The sequence below is a fragment of the Niastella soli genome, assembly GCF_017742245.1.
GTDB lineage: Bacteria > Bacteroidota > Bacteroidia > Chitinophagales > Chitinophagaceae > Niastella > Niastella soli.
In genome coordinates this window covers 257,768-274,288 of sequence record NZ_JAGHKO010000024.1, presented here as the reverse complement: position 1 = coordinate 274,288, position 16,521 = coordinate 257,768, and the positions used below count along the sequence as shown (strand labels likewise).

16 protein-coding genes are annotated in these 16,521 nt (G+C 42.3%); 3 read left to right on the top strand and 13 right to left on the bottom strand.

All coding sequences use genetic code 11. The features are described from left to right. The 4 genes from J7I42_RS33955 to J7I42_RS33940 form a co-directional block, all read right to left on the bottom strand. Positions 1–141, bottom strand: a complete 141-nt coding sequence (locus J7I42_RS33955; RefSeq protein ID WP_209144817.1) for a hypothetical protein — start codon at positions 139–141, stop codon at positions 1–3. A gap of 387 nt (positions 142–528) precedes the next feature. After that, positions 529–906, bottom strand: a complete 378-nt coding sequence (locus J7I42_RS33950) for a hypothetical protein (protein ID WP_209144815.1) — start codon at positions 904–906, stop codon at positions 529–531. A 125-nt stretch (positions 907–1,031) separates the two neighbouring features. Then, entirely contained in the window at positions 1,032–1,784 is a 753-nt protein-coding gene (locus tag J7I42_RS33945) for a LytR/AlgR family response regulator transcription factor (RefSeq protein ID WP_209144812.1), read from the bottom strand. 3 nt (positions 1,785–1,787) lie between these two features. After that, the gene (locus J7I42_RS33940; RefSeq protein WP_209144810.1) at positions 1,788–2,843 is read right to left on the bottom strand and encodes a sensor histidine kinase; all 1,056 of its coding nucleotides are present in this window, start codon (positions 2,841–2,843) and stop codon (positions 1,788–1,790) included. 173 nt (positions 2,844–3,016) lie between these two features. On the opposite strand from J7I42_RS33940, the gene J7I42_RS33935 reads away from it, so the two are divergent. From J7I42_RS33935 to J7I42_RS33925, 3 genes are all read left to right on the top strand, one after another. Then, entirely contained in the window at positions 3,017–3,319 is a 303-nt protein-coding gene (locus tag J7I42_RS33935; RefSeq protein ID WP_209144809.1) for a hypothetical protein, read from the top strand. A gap of 242 nt (positions 3,320–3,561) precedes the next feature. Continuing rightward, entirely contained in the window at positions 3,562–4,047 is a 486-nt protein-coding gene (locus tag J7I42_RS33930; RefSeq protein ID WP_209144807.1) for a hypothetical protein, read from the top strand. A gap of 148 nt (positions 4,048–4,195) precedes the next feature. Continuing rightward, positions 4,196–4,639 carry a DoxX family protein gene (locus J7I42_RS33925; protein ID WP_209144805.1) on the top strand — a complete coding sequence of 148 codons (444 nt, stop codon included), beginning with the start codon at positions 4,196–4,198 and terminating at the stop codon, positions 4,637–4,639. A 90-nt stretch (positions 4,640–4,729) separates the two neighbouring features. On the opposite strand, the gene J7I42_RS33920 is transcribed toward J7I42_RS33925, so the two are convergent. The 9 genes from J7I42_RS33920 to J7I42_RS33880 form a co-directional block, all read right to left on the bottom strand. Further along, positions 4,730–5,290, bottom strand: coding sequence for an SMI1/KNR4 family protein (locus J7I42_RS33920; RefSeq protein ID WP_209144803.1), 561 nt, complete (start codon positions 5,288–5,290; stop codon positions 4,730–4,732). A gap of 2 nt (positions 5,291–5,292) precedes the next feature. After that, complete coding sequence (locus tag J7I42_RS33915; protein ID WP_209144800.1) at positions 5,293–5,709, bottom strand: hypothetical protein; 417 nt, start codon at positions 5,707–5,709, stop codon at positions 5,293–5,295. Between the two features lie 3 nt (positions 5,710–5,712). After that, positions 5,713–9,813, bottom strand: a complete 4,101-nt coding sequence (locus J7I42_RS33910; protein WP_209144799.1) for an RHS repeat-associated core domain-containing protein — start codon at positions 9,811–9,813, stop codon at positions 5,713–5,715. 20 nt (positions 9,814–9,833) lie between these two features. Then, complete coding sequence (locus J7I42_RS33905; protein WP_209144796.1) at positions 9,834–10,412, bottom strand: hypothetical protein; 579 nt, start codon at positions 10,410–10,412, stop codon at positions 9,834–9,836. Positions 10,413–10,458: 46 nt separating this feature from the next. Continuing rightward, a complete protein-coding gene (locus tag J7I42_RS33900) occupies positions 10,459–11,823 on the bottom strand; it encodes a hypothetical protein (RefSeq protein WP_209144795.1) in 1,365 nt (454 codons plus the stop codon). A 132-nt stretch (positions 11,824–11,955) separates the two neighbouring features. Further along, positions 11,956–13,776, bottom strand: coding sequence for a type VI secretion system Vgr family protein (locus tag J7I42_RS33895; RefSeq protein WP_209144793.1), 1,821 nt, complete (start codon positions 13,774–13,776; stop codon positions 11,956–11,958). A 122-nt stretch (positions 13,777–13,898) separates the two neighbouring features. Beyond that, a complete protein-coding gene (tssD, locus tag J7I42_RS33890) occupies positions 13,899–14,288 on the bottom strand; it encodes a type VI secretion system tube protein TssD (protein ID WP_209144791.1) in 390 nt (129 codons plus the stop codon). Between the two features lie 115 nt (positions 14,289–14,403). Then, positions 14,404–14,790 (bottom strand): type VI secretion system tube protein TssD, encoded by a 387-nt coding sequence (gene tssD / locus J7I42_RS33885; RefSeq protein ID WP_209144789.1) that lies wholly within the window; start codon positions 14,788–14,790, stop codon positions 14,404–14,406. A gap of 346 nt (positions 14,791–15,136) precedes the next feature. Further along, positions 15,137–16,516: a DUF5458 family protein gene (locus tag J7I42_RS33880; protein ID WP_209144787.1), complete on the bottom strand. Its 1,380-nt coding sequence runs from the start codon at positions 16,514–16,516 to the stop codon at positions 15,137–15,139. Positions 16,517–16,521 lie beyond the last annotated feature (5 nt).

Here is a 16,521-nt window from a genome sequence, read left to right as displayed (position 1 = left end):
TTACGACTGCACCCGCTTTTGTATTTTCTGCAGTGCAAACAGGGTGAACTTTGATATTGCCTTTTCCGATGAATCTTTTCGTTGGGCTATTGTTATAACAGGCACTGATAACAGTAACAGAAATAATTTATAGATTTTCATGGCTGCGTTTGAGAAATTGAAAATAATAGCTGTTTATTAAATGCGCTGTTAAAAAAGTACCAGGTGATGAGAGGACTAAAGATAATATATGAGTTGATCGTTAAAGACACATATTGCGTGTGCGGGTTTTTACGAGGTGATTATTGTGGCTTTGTGAATTGAAAATAAACCGGCACTTTATAAAAAAAAGAAGCCCTTTGTAGAAACAAGGGGCTCAAACGATTGCTTGCCATATGAAAGTGCAAATGTAAGTGAATTGGCTTATAGTTATATTTCCTTAATGTTAAATATTGTTAAGATTAAGTGTTTTGATAACATTTGTGAGTCTGGGCGCTGGTTTTAAGATAATTTTCATGTTGTGGATCACCCGGGCACACCAATGCCATATTATTCACGGTTAGCTCTTCTTTGTTTAAACTCCTCTTTCATTTCCTTTTGTTGTTCCTGGTATGTTTTAAATTGCTCTTTTGTTAATACGTCCTTCATTTGCCTGTTCTTCATTTCATTTAATGATTTGAGCTTTTTACGCTTGGCCATTTTGGGCTCGTTCGAATTTTTTATCTCTGCTAATCCTTCAAACCAGGAGGCGTTTATAGCATCTACTTTCTTTGACTGATCTTCGGTTAGATTTAATTTTTGTTTTAACTCCTGGTACCTGGCTTTGGCTTCAGCCTTTTGTTCTTCAGTCATTTTTGATTGTGCCGATACATGGGTTGCCAGTATAACCAATGACAGCATGGCAGTGATTTTGATGATCCTTTTCATATTGATGGTTTCCATTTTAATACAAAATACAGTCTACATATGGTATAGATCAGCTCAATACTCTTAAGCTGACATATTTAACCGTTAATCGGCTGTTTGGAATATTTAACCCGGCGGATAACGGCTTATCCAACCATCCATTCCTTAAACTTACCAGCCTTTGCTTTACTGACCAGTACGGGTTCTTCAGGGTTGGGTGACAAATGCAGACAAAAGCGTCCGTTGAAGTAATACTCAATTTCTTTTATGGCCCTACGGCTTACCAGGAACTGTCTGTTGGCGCGGTAAAATGCCCCGGGACATAATTCATCTGTCAGCTCATCGAGGTTTTCTTCAAGCAGCCAGTACTTTTTATCGAATGTAATACCGCGTACTACCCCACCCTTTATTTCAAAAAAGGCAAAATCATCAGCGGATACAGGTATAAGGCGGTCTTTATAGGGGATAAGGAAATGGCGTTTGTAACTGGTTGCTTTTGTTATTTCACGGGTTATTAGTTGTAATTGTTGTTTAGGAACCGCCCGTTGACTGCTGGTATTAAGACGTTGAAATTTATCCAGTGCTTGCTGTAGTCTTTCTTTTCTTACGGGTTTTAATAGATAGTCGATGCTGTTCACTTCAAAGGCCTTTATGGCGTATTGATCATAGGCCGTGGTAAAGATGACCGGCACATCAACCTTGCATTGCTCAAAGATAGAAAAGCAGGCCCCGTCGGCCAGGTGAATGTCCAGGAAGATTATTCCTTGGCGCATCCAGGAAACCGAGTCCTCCACCGTGTCCATAACTGCTACTACATTGGCGGCTGGAATTATTTCGGGCAACAGGCTTTTTAATTGATGAACAGCCCTTTCTTCGTCTTCTATAATTGCAATATTCATGGTCTATGCATTCATTAAAGGAATGGTTACTGAAAAACTGGATTCGGTTTGTTGAATAGTCAATGAGTGATTTGTCAGATACTGACAGCGTTGATTTAAATTCTGCAACCCTATCCCTGTTGAAGGATACAGCTGGTGGCGTTGTTGACGGTTGTTCGTTACTACCAGGGCGGCTGCATCGGTAGTGAAAATGCGAATGTGCAAGGGCCTGTTGCGTGAAGCTATATTATGTTTTACCGCGTTTTCAACCAGGATCTGCAAGGCCATTGGCGGGACCCGGTATAGTTGCCAGACAGAAGACACCTGTACTTCTATTTGCATTTTATTTCCATACCGGCCTTTCAGCATTGCTGTATATGCGGTAATAAACTGCAACTCTTCCTGCAATGGAATAGAATTCAATTCATGGCTTTTTAATACATATCGATATACTTCAGACATGTTATTCACGAATTGCACCGCAGCCTGTTGATCGGTTACGATCAATGAGTTGATAGTGTTTAATGAATTGAATAAGAAGTGCGGGTTTACCTGGTTCTTCAGTACTTCAAATTTTGTTTCAGCATTTGTTTTTAACAACGATGCATTTGATAAACGCATTTGGTAGTTATACAGTAACAGACGAAATATTTGTGCAAACAATATGGTGAGTATAAAAGTGATCACCATATTAATATTGAAAAGAAATTTAAACAAGGGGGCGTTTGTTCTGGGAGAAAATAAAATCATATGAAAGTGAAGCAGCAGTTGATCGAGGATAAAAAAAATGGCAATGCTTATTAAGGTGCGTTGCCAAAAACTGTTATAGTTTATAGTTACAAAGCCGATCTTACTACTGTGCGTTTGAAAATGGATAAAAAAATACACAATGGAAGTAAGAAATATGTAAAGTGCTCTTAATGATAGCTCTGCCACATTGGTTTCAAAAGAACCCCTTCCCTGTGTTAACCGTTGCCATAGTAATAACCGTGGCAGGGAGATCAATAAAGTAATAGCCAAAGACGTAAGGAGTACCAGATTGATGCGTGATGATACAATAAACGCTGGATTGGCGGTCATACGCGGGGTCATTTTACATAGACTGCCTACTAACCGCAATGTTTATTGGCTGGCATAATATTTTTAAAGATGGTTAGCTTGAAGGGCTTTAACAAAATACTAGTCTGAGAATAGGTGAAAAATACGCAGTTTTAACCCAGCTTTCAACGGTATCTTGCAGAAAACCCTAAAAAATGATCTATCTAACACAGCTGATCTATATAAAAGAAGGACATGAAGATGCATTCTTTGAATTTGAGAACATCGTTCTCCCCCTTTTGTGGAAATATAAGGGTCAACTTCTTTTAAGAATTCGGCCAACAAGTAGTACATTTGTAGATAACTCAATAGAACCACCATTCGAAATCCACCTGGTAGCTTTTGAAAATGAGCAGGGTCTTGAGCAGTATCAACAGGACGAAACACGTAAAAGCTATCTACATCTCAAAGAGCAATCTGTAAGATCAGTTGTTCTGATAAAAGGTTCACAGGTCTGATAAATCCAGTTTATTCTATCTACATTTTTTTTATTGCCGGGTAATCCAACGGTCGTGTGTAAGGAATGTCAAATTTGGAAAAACTTGTCCAGTTATGGGACAGCATTCTTGATGTGCCTGCACTAACGCATTAAGAATCATTCATCAGGAATATGGTATGGCGATTGGGTATTTTCGGACTCAAGCCACATTAGTGTGTAATCCATACTGAGTTTTCTATTCTATAATATAAAACGGATACTATGAATTCTAATTTACCCGGTAAGTTGTTAAAGAGGAAATTGATGGAACTGAACAGCGCTTTGTTTTTTGCTGAAAATGACTCTTTGTTCAAATTGCCGAATCACCTGGTTACTGAAATGGAGCTGAATGAGGATGGTGATGAGATCAGGTTTGCTATCCCTAAACCGGCCCAGGATATTGAAGCATTTGACAAGGAATTTCCCGTTAGAATGGAATTTTTTAAGAAAGGCATCGCCTATCGTTTGAAAATTCAGGGTAAAGGGTTTATTATCGAGGATGCTGACCAGCTGGAAAATTTGTTGGCCGCCTCCCCCGCCCGCCAGGAAAAAGCGAAGAACGAGCCGATGATCATGATCAAAGTAGTGGTGAAGTATGTTGATTACACCGGTAATCTCAACAGTTCTTTCCCTACCAAACTTAAAATGGCTGGAATGCAAATATTCGATTCGTTATTCTCTCATAAAGGAGCTACAGTTTCCGTTTAAACATTGAATTAATTGTTTTAAAGAATAGGGCAACCCCGACCACAGTGTCGGGGTTGTCATTTTATAGCCTTTCTGGGGTTGCTGACGCAGGTGTAAAAATAATGCTACCTTTATAGCGCTCTTTCTTTATTAATCTAAATTTTGCCGAATGAACCTCTTACAACGACTTGAGTTTTGGGGTGACAGGCACCATCCCAAATGGGCAGATATTTTTCGCTTCGCCCTAGGCATATTTCTGTGTTATAAAGGGATTGAATTTCTCTACAACATGAGTGCTATGATCGGCCGTATGGGAACCTTCTTACCAAACAGTTATTTTTCTTTGAGTTTATTGGGCCACTATATTGTTTTCGCTCACCTGGTAGGTGGACTTATGCTGGCAGTAGGGCTGCTTACTCGTGCAGCCTGTATTATGCAGATACCAATATTGATCGGTGCTATTTTCTTTGTTAATCAATCCATGTTCCGGCCGTTTCAGGAAATGGGTATAACCTTACTTTGTTTGGCCGGACTTATTTACTTCCTGATAGCAGGTAACGGACCCTGGTCGGTTGATAAATATTTTGACGAGAAGAAGAAGATAGAGAGTTAGGAAATAAGAAGTAAGAAGCTCTTCAATTTCATATTTTCTACTTCTTACTTCCCATTTATTGTAACCTGGCAGTTGATCTTCCGAGTCGGATCAGGAATATTCATCGAGCTGGTCTTCCACCCAGTTATCGAATGATTTATCATAAACGTTCACTATTTCATCGCCTGTTCGTGGAATAGTAACGTTGAAGGTAGTTTTTACCCATTCACTGAAACGGGGATTCACGGTGTCGGGATCGTATCCCTCATTTTCTTCTGGCGGCAGGCTGAGGTCGCAAAAACCAATCTCATCATAACCAATAGCCAGCAGTCGTAGAAAGTCGGTGAAATTATTTGCTAATACCAGGCGCTCATCTCCTTCAGAGCCCATGTGAACGACCTTATAAGTGTTTTGGGCATCATCGCGCCACAGTGCATACATTGATCCATCAGCGCTTTTGCCAAAAACACCAAAATGATCGTTCACATTGTTAAAGCCCATCCAAAAAGTGATGGCTTCTTTATCTTCGTTCTCAAAGATCCTGAAATAGCCGCTGATGGGGAAACCATTTGTTGTAACCCAATCACATAACATTTCCAGTTCTGCAGGAAAGGGAAACCCTTCCGGAAATCCCTGTCTGACCTTATCTTTTAACTCAGTTTGAATATTCATATTTATACAACATCAAGAAAGGTTTCCAATTCTGTGATCATTTCTTTGGAGTAGAACCATAATTCCCTTTTGGTCAGATCTTTCTTTTTAAAGCTCATCAGGATCATTCCTATTTCCTGTACATGGATGTAATCTTTCTTGGTTTCATACTTAAAACCTTTTAAGAGCGCTTCAATGTCTTTCGTATTAAAAATGTCAACATCATTGAAATACACCCCATCCTGGTAATGCATTTCAAAGGTTACCAGAATATCTTTATTGAATACATAGTATGTTTTATCACCGTAGACCTTTGTCTCCTTAAGGTATTTATCGGTTTCTTCGCTTTCATGAATATTAACCATATCCTGTACTTGTTTCAGCGTCATGCCGAATTCGAGATTGCCAAGTCCTTTGAAGGGTTTGATTACATTTTTCATCTGTTACTTACATTTAGCTTTCAATCTTTGTTTATCTGCTTTTGAGATCAGGCCCAGTTTATAGGCGTGTCCTATACCTTCCCTTAATCCTCTTTTATACTTTTTACCTAAGTTAAGGGTAGTTACTATATCATCAATATCCATTTCCATAGCGGCGGCCCATCTTCCAGCGCGTATATGTCGGTTTTGTCTGGCACGCCAGGCAGCAGCGCCATGACCGGAGCCGCAACTGGCAGTATTCCGGTGGTCTGCATAGGTCATCCATACCGTAGGCCCGGAACCTCTTCCGGGAAGATTAGGCATGGTTCTCCGCAATTTCTTATAAGAAGCCCATGCCGGGAAGTGGTTCACCTCGCCACCGGTATTATATTTTCTTACCCGGTAATGCGAGCCACCCTTGATCAAACCAAACACATCAACCCAGAAATTCACATCCGGCACATAGGCATAGAAATTACAGCCTGCATGTAACCCAATGGGATCCTGGCTGATGTAAAGACCTTCTTCCGGACTATAATACCGGAACCGGTTATAATACAAGCCAGTCTCTGCATCTTCATACTGTCCCTGGTACCGGAAAGGTATAAAATTTTTGTTTCCGATCAGCGTTTTGGCTCTACCGTAAATATCCATCACTCCTTCCCATACTTTTTCCCCATTTTCGTTGAAGGCAACAGCGGGCGTTCCCAGAAAATCGCAGATGATGCTGTAGGTTACGCCATCTTCAATTTTTGCACAGGGCACAAAGCTTTCGTGTTCGTATACCCAGGTAGTTCCTTTTACGTCTGCTGTATTGATCGGATTGGGTTCTTCTTTGTCATAGATCATGTCGCCCCATTCATTCACTAGGGCTGTTGGTTTTGTCTGTTCATCATAGCTCCACTCCTGAATGGCCACTTCATCATCCCACAACCAGCGGGTAATTTTCCCATCAAAGGTTTTGGATATACGTCTGCCCAGTGCATCATATGTAAATGTGACGGGCAATTTATCTGGACGGATAACTTTTTTCAACAGACCAGCAGCATCCCATTCATACCCTGTTTTTTTCTGGGTAGCTTTTTCTGTTTTGCTTATCAGGTTGCCTTCTTCATCGTATCTATAAATATGTTTTTCGGTTTCCAGCGGCGCACCGGCGCCATTGTATTTGCGATCTGTTTTTGCTGCTGTTTCATAAATGTTACCGGTGTCATCAACCGCACGGTGTTGCTTCTGGTCGGCATACTGCGCAAAGATCAGGTTGCCGGTTGCATTATGTTTGAAACCGGTATTGGTTTGTGCCAGGGCGTCAAAAATATTGGTAAGCCGCTCATCAGCTACCCAGGTATATTTTTTCCAGGATTGTACCATCCCCCGTCTGCTTACTTTATGTTCACCCGGCCGGTTCGCCTGGTCATATTTCCATTCGCTGATCAGGTCACCGGGTAATGATCTTTCCAGCTCATTGCCGGTTTGATTGTATTTCATTTGCGCCTTCCACTTGGCCTGTACATCCGAGTGCGCCATAACCGTTGCCCGCACAGCGGTAGCCAGTCCTACATTGTTCAGTTCGAATTGTATATCAGCCCCCAGGCTGGTGTGTACGCGGGTACGATTGCCTAGTTTATCAAACTCACTGAACACCTTATACCCATCTTGTTCTTCTACTATCAGTTGGTCTTGTTTGTTCCTGGTGTATCGAATGGTGCAATGCTCATTGCTCGCTTCCTTTAATTCTCCATTGGGATCATAACTATAAAAAGCCCAGCTGCCATCATGGTATTCTGCCCTGGTTATGCGTCCATTGGCGTCGTATTCATATTTAGTAAAACGGTTGCCCGCACGGTTTATTTGTATTACTTTGCCTGTAGGGTCCCGATCGTATTTTCTAAGTAAACCGTCGAAACCTTTTTCGGCAATCACTTCTCCCCGTTTATTGTAATCAAATAGATATCGCCGGCCTGCTTCATTGATCACAGCCTGCAATCGTTCTTCCGTATCGTATATAAAACTCAGTTCTTTGTTTTGTTCTATTCGTTTTTTTACATTCCCCAGCGGCGTGTATTCATACTGTACTGTGCTATGATTATCAGTTTCACGAATTACTTCATCGTAAGCATTGTATTCTCTTTTTATCAACTTGCCATTTGGCAGGTGAATGGTCCGTACCCTGCTTAGGGCATCGTATTCAAGAAACCGCATTTCACCGGCACCATTGCTGCTTTGTATGCAACGGCCAAGGGCGTCATATTTCCAGGTTGCTGTTGTGCCATCAGGCAATTGCATGGAGATAAGGTTATCATCTTCATCATACCTCAATTGGGTCTTGACACCGCCTTTTTGAATTATGCTCTCCAGTTGCCCTTCGTCATTGTATTCGTATGCTAATGTAAGCCCGTTGGCGCGATTGATAAAGCTCAACCGCCGCATTGCATCATAACCATAGGTTTCACTGGTGCCATTGGGGAATATTATAAGTTCTATCTGGTTGTAAGCATTGTAATAATATTGAATAACGGTACCGTCGGGGTCTGTTTGTTCTTTTACCCTGTTCTTTTCGTCATATGCATAACCGGTTATATTCCCGGCTTCATCTATTTCCCGGTATAATTCAAAATCTTCTGTATATTCTGTGTATTGGTGATTGCCATAGTGATCGGTTTCCTGAACACACAAATTATTTTCATCGAAATAATAGGTGGTGGTTTCTCCAAGAGAATTTGTGACCAGGTTATAACCTTTGAAGTATTCAATGAAACCTTCCAGGATACCGCCATCGCCCCAGGTATGCACGCATCGTTGTTCGGCGTCGTATTCCCAATAAAAGTTTTGCCCGTTACGGTCGGTCTTTTTTACCATCAGGTGGTCCTGGTACTCGATGGTTACCGGCTGGTCCAATGCATCGCAGATAGTGATCAGGTCACCATCGTCGTTATACTGATAGCTTACCAGTTGTTGTTGTACTGCGCGATGTCTTACCTCAACAGCGCTGATGCGGTGTTTTTTATCTAATTGTAAAAGAAGTTGCCTGCCGGCGGAATCTGTTATGGCTGAGATGTATCCGCCTGTATAATGCAACTGTATTCGATTGCCGCTATAGTTTTCAATAAACGACAACTGCCAACGCTGTGATTGATGCTGGTGATTGAAGTGATAATACAGGGATTCATCAAAGTCTTCCAGTAAAAAATGACCATTTTGTTTACGATGGAGTGATATTTTTTCCTGCGGATGATAATAGCTTTCGCCATAAAACAGCAAGGGTAATACTACCAGGCGGCCGTCGGCCATGGTTACAGACATACAGCCTTCCTCGGGCCAGATTTGTATGCAACGATCGTAGCTAAGATGCACGCCATGTCCCAGCTGCCCCTGAATAGATGAATCGCTATCCCAGTTGCGTGTCCATTTTAAAGGAATAGGGCCGGGCAGTTCAAAATCGGTGTATTCATAATTCACGCGTCCGCTGATAAGGTCTACCGGTTCAAAGCCCATTTTACAAAGCATATTGCCGAGCTTTTTAGTAGACGGGAATTTCTTCAGTACCTTATGGTTTAAAGCTTTCAACAGCTTGCCACCCAGTTTGCCAAATATTTTAAGGAAAGAACCAAAGGCAAAGGCTTTTAATAAAGCCATGAGGCTGAAGTTTGGCACCAGCGGCCCCCCTACCAATACCGGCTTGCCCCATTGCAGCGGAATACAAAAGGAAGTGGGAAGATATATAGAGGGAATAGGTTTGAATTTTTTTCCCGGGCGGAATGACAACGGGATACCAATATCATTACACGTCATAAGCATATACCCCGCCCCACTCATGGGCGCCCCATCAACCGACACGGTTTTGCTGCCAAAGAAATTCTGGCTGTCGTGCCCAATGATGGGCATTAGTGAAAAACCTATACCGAAAGGAATATGAATAAAAGTAATGATCATGCCACTCGTGTCGGTGTTGCCACGTGGCACATGATTTACTTTTACGGTAGCGCCAATAAAAGGAATATAATCGAAGGGATCAATTACCAGGCCGATGTATGGATGTGGAAGCGGAATAAACGGGATGGGTGTGTTCACAAAGTGAATATCGATCCCAATTACCGGTTTCAGGTGCGTGTTGGCAACGTACATAGAATAAGTTTCTTTGTTTCCTATTTCTGTTTCTGAACGGGTTCAACGGTTTCTTCAATGGCATTATGGATCAATGTGTGTACGGAATATGCTCCGTATTTTCTTTCTTCAGAAGCGTATGGCAATAATTTTTGCAGTATGGGTTTGATATCGACGGCCTTTGATCCACAGAAGCGGAGCAGATCGCCGAAGTAGATCATTTCATCCCGGGCATCGGGTTCCAGGTTCCTGGCTTCAAATAATAGGAGGCTCAATACAACATATTCGTGGCTGCCGCTTTGTATATTTTCATCCAGCTCATCGAAAGTTGGAGTTATATAATTCTTCAATCGTTGGGTTTCATTCAGTATTGTACCTATTGCCTGCAGGTCTTTGAATTTATTACCGGCCAGCACTTCGCCTATTGTTCGGCGAATAAAAGTCAGTTCCGGTTCTATTTTAACCCGGTATTCTGATTCAATGCTTCGCATTTCTTCTACCCAGCCATCTTTTGTGAAGTCAATACGGCTTTCTTTTGCACGCAATTCATCGGCATACTTTTGAGTGATCTCTTCATCTATCAATTCAATCTTTGACTTAACAGCGGTAATGTTTTCCATACTGATGATTTAAAGGATACTAATTACTGGTTTTATTATTAGTGCGCTATGACACCATCATTTCTCCCGCGTTTGCCTCCCTGATCTTTTTCCTGGTATAATTTTGTTTCAGTTCCTCAACTGTTTTTTTCCAGTCGTTGCCGTACGCGGTAATCATTTTACTGGTAACTTCTGTGACAAGGGCATCGTCCTGCTGCTGTTTCTGCTGCACATAATCATAAGCCATGAAGGGGTATTCTGAAGCCTGTATTTCTTCTTCTGTTAGGCGGTTGGAAAGTTGTAATGCCTTTTTTGCGGCCTGTATTTTTTCTTCCCGCCAGTTTTTATATTCTGCAAATACCCAGGCCTTATAATAAGCAGATACAGCCTGCGTGGTAAAGCCAAAGGCTACTGCTTCGTCACCGGCTTTCATAAACCAGTCCAGCGCTTCTTTTCTTTCCTTCTGTATCTGACAATCGGCTCCCTTGTAAGTATAGTATTGGAGCAGCATGGGCTTTAACGATTCGTTGCCGTTGGTAATTTCCTGTTTACAAAGACGGATACCGGTATCAAGCAGGGTGTTGATCAATTCATGGTCTTTAAAATTGAATAACATACCTGCATAGGTTATATAAGCTGTCGCGAGCAAACTTTTATCGCCGGTCTTTTTTCCGCATTCAACAGCTTTGTTACCCCATTCATTGAGCAAGGGTTTGTTCTTTTTATTGGCCGCTTCTCCCATTTCAAACATACATTTTCTGAAAAATGCATAAGGGTCAGTGGCGGCGCCAGCTGTAGCAATTTGCCTGATGGCATCCTGCATACGCAGATCGTGTTTCAGTGTTACGGCATACGCTTCATACTTTTCAAAAACAGGGCCCCAGAAATTTCCCGCTACATGATCAAACACCAGGAGTTGTATGCCTGGTTGTTTGGGTAGTTCCATCCACTGTTGCATCCATAAAAGAAATTGTTGGGGACTGCTCATTTGCTGGGGTAACAAACCCAGTACAAACAAGGTGTCTTGTAGCCCGGTAAAATTCCTGTAGGATTGTATCATGGCTGGTAACAACTGATCACAGGCTATATAGTCATTTTCAATTACTGCTTTTCTAATAACTGATACATCCCACCCCCCTTTGCCTGTCTGAGCCAGCAATTGCTTATTCTGGGGCTCATCATACTCGTTCAACCAGTTTTGTAATAAGGCATGGCTGTAAGTGTCGGCCTGGTTAAAAGGAGTATAAAAGAAAACAAACAGGTTGTCGAGTTTTCCATGCGGCGATGCTTCCAGCCGGCAAAACCCTTCGTACATCCGATGGTCTTCTGGTTTTAGCATCCAGCGGATAAGCTGGTGTTGAGGCTGGACGTTATTTTTCCAAACCTGAACCATTTCATCGATCCTGACAGTAATTGGATTATGTTCATTCATAGTTTAGGTCGCTTAATTTTCAGACTCATATTACGTGAAACGTCAAACGGGAAACGTGAAAGGGGTTTTCTGAATTCCAATCTCAAGTCTTGTTTTAAACTTGTCAACTCATCAACTGATTAGCGGATCAACTTAACAATTCAGCTTCACTTGTCCGCCGGCAATTGTGGTCATCAATTTTCCATTTGCTTCTACTGAACCCTCTGAATCCAACGCTACTTTTTTACCGCCATACACATCCACTTCCTGTTTGCCACCAACGGAAACTTTATTTTCTGAGCCTATATTCACTTCTTTGGTTGATATTACATTGTTTTCATTTTTACCGAACAGGGTTGAAGTTTCTGACAGTTGTCCATCGAATACTTTAGATGTCATGGTTATTTCATCTTCTGCCACCATGGTGATCTTTTTAGTTTTAAGGGTGATCTCATTGGTGGCATCGATCAAAACTGTTTTGTTTGATTTTACCGTTATGTTGCCGGCGCCGTCAATGAGCATGCTGTTGCCGTCTTTATCTTCCACGAACACACTGCCGTCCTGGTCATTCATTATAACTTTATTGCCACTGCGGGTTTGCAACGCCTTTACATCATTGCCGCCATTGCCAAAAGCGTTACTCGCTTTGCCATGATATACGGTACCTATTATATATGGTTTAATGGGACTATCACCTTCAAAACCTACAATCACCTCCTCGCCTACTTCGGGTATAAAGAACATCCCTTTTCCACCTCCGCCATGCGGACTGGTAACGCGGACCCACGGCGTTTTTTCAGTACCATTCATCCAATGAAATTTAACGCGTACCCGACCCAATCCTTTGGGATCGTGGTTATCTGTTACCATGGCGCTTTGTGTTTCTGAATGGGGCATAACGCCTGTTTTCACAGGTGGTAGCTTTATAGTGGATGGAACTGCGGTAAAGTCATTATTATAATTACCCTGGCCATCGAAATAATGGCTGATGGAAAGAACGGTGTATTCGCCATAATTTTCGCCTGCCAGGTTATATAGATTGTTCCCCTGTACGTTTATGTTGCCGCCTATTTTAACGCCTGGGTGCGCACTACTGCCAGAAAAGCGAACGGTATTACTGGTTTGCATGGCCATGCGGATATTAATGGCATCATCCAGCTGTTTCTTATTGCTTACAAATTGGTTGTTCCACAACTTGGGCTGGGTTGCATATACGGTATTGCTGGCTTGATATACATGGCGACCGAGGTCGTTAAGACCGGCCTTGCTTTCAATGCTTTGCGGGGTGCTGGTATATACATCGTGGTTGAGATAATCATATGCCATCATCTGGCTATTGGCAGGTTGTACCTGCAGCGCCATGCTGAAACGGCTGATATTGCTGCCAAATGTCAGGGCGGTTGCGGCTGACGCTTTTGTTGCGCCTATTTTTAACTGGTTGCCATCGTAGTACAACCATTCGCCATAACTGGAACAAAGAAAGGTGAGGAACTGCCAGGCGGTTTGTTTGTATTGTACAGTATAGGCCAATGTTTCACGATACTGCGGGCTAACCTGCGCCTGCAACAGGTCTTGCGGGAAATGCTTCAGTACATCCTGTGCAATGTTCTTGATCGCTTTTTTCTCCCAGCTTTTGCAGTGCGGGCCGTTATCGAGTATAATGGTAGGACTACATCCGGAGATAATGATGTTGCCGGTATGACCGCTGAAACGGTCGGCTTCTACCTGCATTACTATGCCTTTGAATTGCAAACCATTTCCGGTTGTTGGAGTGCTGAAGGACGCCTGTAAAATACCTCCTATAAGGTTACGGGATGATTGCAGCATGCCACCCTCCAGGCCTTCCAGGGATTCCGCAGGACAAACCAAACGAAAGTAATGATGATCGAAAATATTTTGGGTTAGCTGAAAAGAGGTAATTTGTTTAATAGGATTACCGGCAATGGTTATGTTGCTACTAATTAGTTGGGCCATAAAAAATGTTATGTCGTTTATGGTATTAATGCCGTGAAATGGGAAACGGAAAACGTGAAATGGCAGTCTGAAGGTTTATCTTCGTCCCTCCTCTTGACTTCGCGATTTCCGAAGCTGGCTATTTATTGGGGCCAGTTATTTTTGAATTTTGATTCATTCAGTTTTACTTCTTTGGCGCTGAGCGTTAGTTGCACCCGCATTGGACTGTCACTGTTATGATCATATGTCTCATAATAATCAACACAGTGGGCATCGGTGAATTGCAGGCTTTTTAACTTACTCATGTTATCCCGGCGATAAAAAGTAATGGTGCCGCTTTTTGTCTGGGTTGGACTGATCATCCAGTCGAACAAACCGGTTTCGCCATTGCTTTCAACTACCAGTGTAACGGCGCCGCCTTGTGGAATGGCGGTTGGTTTACCGGTACCGTCGGTTGCCTGCGTAAAACGGTAAGCACAATGCAGGATGTTCATCTCTTCACCATCCAACTTTAGTTTTGCTATAAATGACATGGAATAATGATTAGTGTTTTAGGATGATCTCATGGCGTTTATTAAAAGGAGCCATTCACCCCGATTGCTCCAGAATGAATGGCGGACCTTTACTCACTACTGATGATACTTTTAATTATACCCACTCATTTTCGTGTTTTCCGCTGCCCAATTCAATTGACTTGGCACTCAGCGTGAAGCTTTCAGTTAATGGGCTGGTATCTGCGCCGTCGAAGTTTTCGCGGTACTCAACCAGGTATGCTTCGCCGAATTTCAATTCTTTCAGCGTGGCGTTGTCGTCGCGTTTGACGAAAACGATAGAGCCGTCTTTACGCTCGAAGTTGTTTGTCATCCACTCCAGGAATGTGGTGTCGCCGGTAGACTCTATTGTCAGCTGGATCTTTCCGCCGCGGGTGATAGATGAAGGACGACCAGTTGCATCTGTTTCCTGTTTCAATTGATAGTTACATGCAAGGACATTAACTTCCTTGCCAGCCACTTTAAGTTTTGCCTTAAATGACATAATTAATGGTTTTGATGATTAATAAATAATGGTATATAGACCAAATAATAAAAAACGATCCCTGTTGGCCCACTTAAGCGGGCCAATAAATACTAATAGCTAATGTTGCCTGATCTTCTGATGTTATACAATTGAGCAAAAGGCTCCTGTCAGCATTATTGGTTAATAACACTGTTAATGAATACTACAGTCGGGTTGTCCTTTGTTAAAGGAATTGGGGCGTGTTTTGGGGGAGATATGGATTTTAAGAAGGCATTGCAATCAAGTGTCGACCTTTCGATTTTCCGCCAAAGGCAGACATGTGTTCAGGATCGAAGAGCTGATTCTTCGACTACGAAGATCGGGACTATTTATCCTGCTCGTATTTAGAAGACCAATCCACTTCAGAATCGTCCCCTTTTTGCCCTTCTAATTTGATCATGAAAGTTTTTGCGGGGAAATACGGTTTCAGATGAATGTCGAGGTATATGCGGTCTTTTTGATTTGGGTCTTGTTCAAACCGCTTAATGGTAAAGTTTTCAATCAATTTATTGGGACCAGTAATTCCATCCAGGAACTTAACGATCTGACCATTCAGTTCTTTACGGGTACTTGCATTGAAATTTTCAAAAGCACGACGGTTTAAAAAGTCCATCATCACTTTTGTTACATAATCAAATACGCGTACTACTGAGTATGTTTGTAAACCAAGGTTGTCGCCGTTGAATAAAGTTTTGGCAGAGAAGGCCATTACCTTGCCATATTCTTTCACCATGGGGATCAATCCCAGTTTTTCCAGACTGGCAATTTCGCTTTTCTTCAGATCGAACCGAACGCCATCAACTTCATTAATGCCACCGAATTTTTTACCGGCTGTTACCTGCGACATGAGGGTATTGTAGATCTTTCCGGCAAGAGCGCTCGAAGGTGGGACCAGCAGATCATCTTCTTCGCCAATTTCGGCAAAACGGCCACGCCCAACCAGCCAGTTACAAGCCATGATCACGTTGGATCTATATGGGTCGCCACCGGTAAGGTTAGCGGCTTCAAACAATTCCATAACATCGTCTGGCGAATCAAGGTCTTCGAAATCCGTCACCAGCATCACTTTATTCTCATAGGCGATCTTTGCCCATTTCTCTACAACTTTATTGCTGCCCAGGTAACCTGGCAGTATCAGTAAACTATAGTTGTTACGCAGATCCAGGCGATCGTAATTGTCAACCAATTCATTATGAATTGCATCGATGAAACGGGTATTGTCCAGGTCTCTTACCTGGTCCGGTTCAGCGTTGATCACTGATACATTTTTTACTTTGAGGCTTTCTGTGTTCTTGAAGAAGAGGGCTACAGAGCGGTATGATCTTTCGAGTTGCTCTGTTTCTTTCACCGCAGCTTTCAGGTTCTTTTTTAATACCTGGCCGGCGGTCTCGGAGCGTTCATTACAGGTTTGGATCATCTCTGCAGGATCATTGGATGTTTGCAGTATATCCAACCACAGCTTTAGTGTTTTTTTAAGCGCAGTACGTTCTTCTTTTTTACTGTTCTCTTCAAGGAAGATCTTTTTCCTTGCTTTTCTTTCGGGATTAATGTTTTGTACAGCGTCTATAGCTGATTCCAGCAGATCAAAACCGCCGAATTTGGCAAGGCCCTGTACACTGTTTTCCAGCTGTTCAACTGGTTGCAATGATAAAGACACTTCTTTAAGCGCCGTTTGCTGGGCGGGTTTAATGGATTCAGAACTCATGGTTA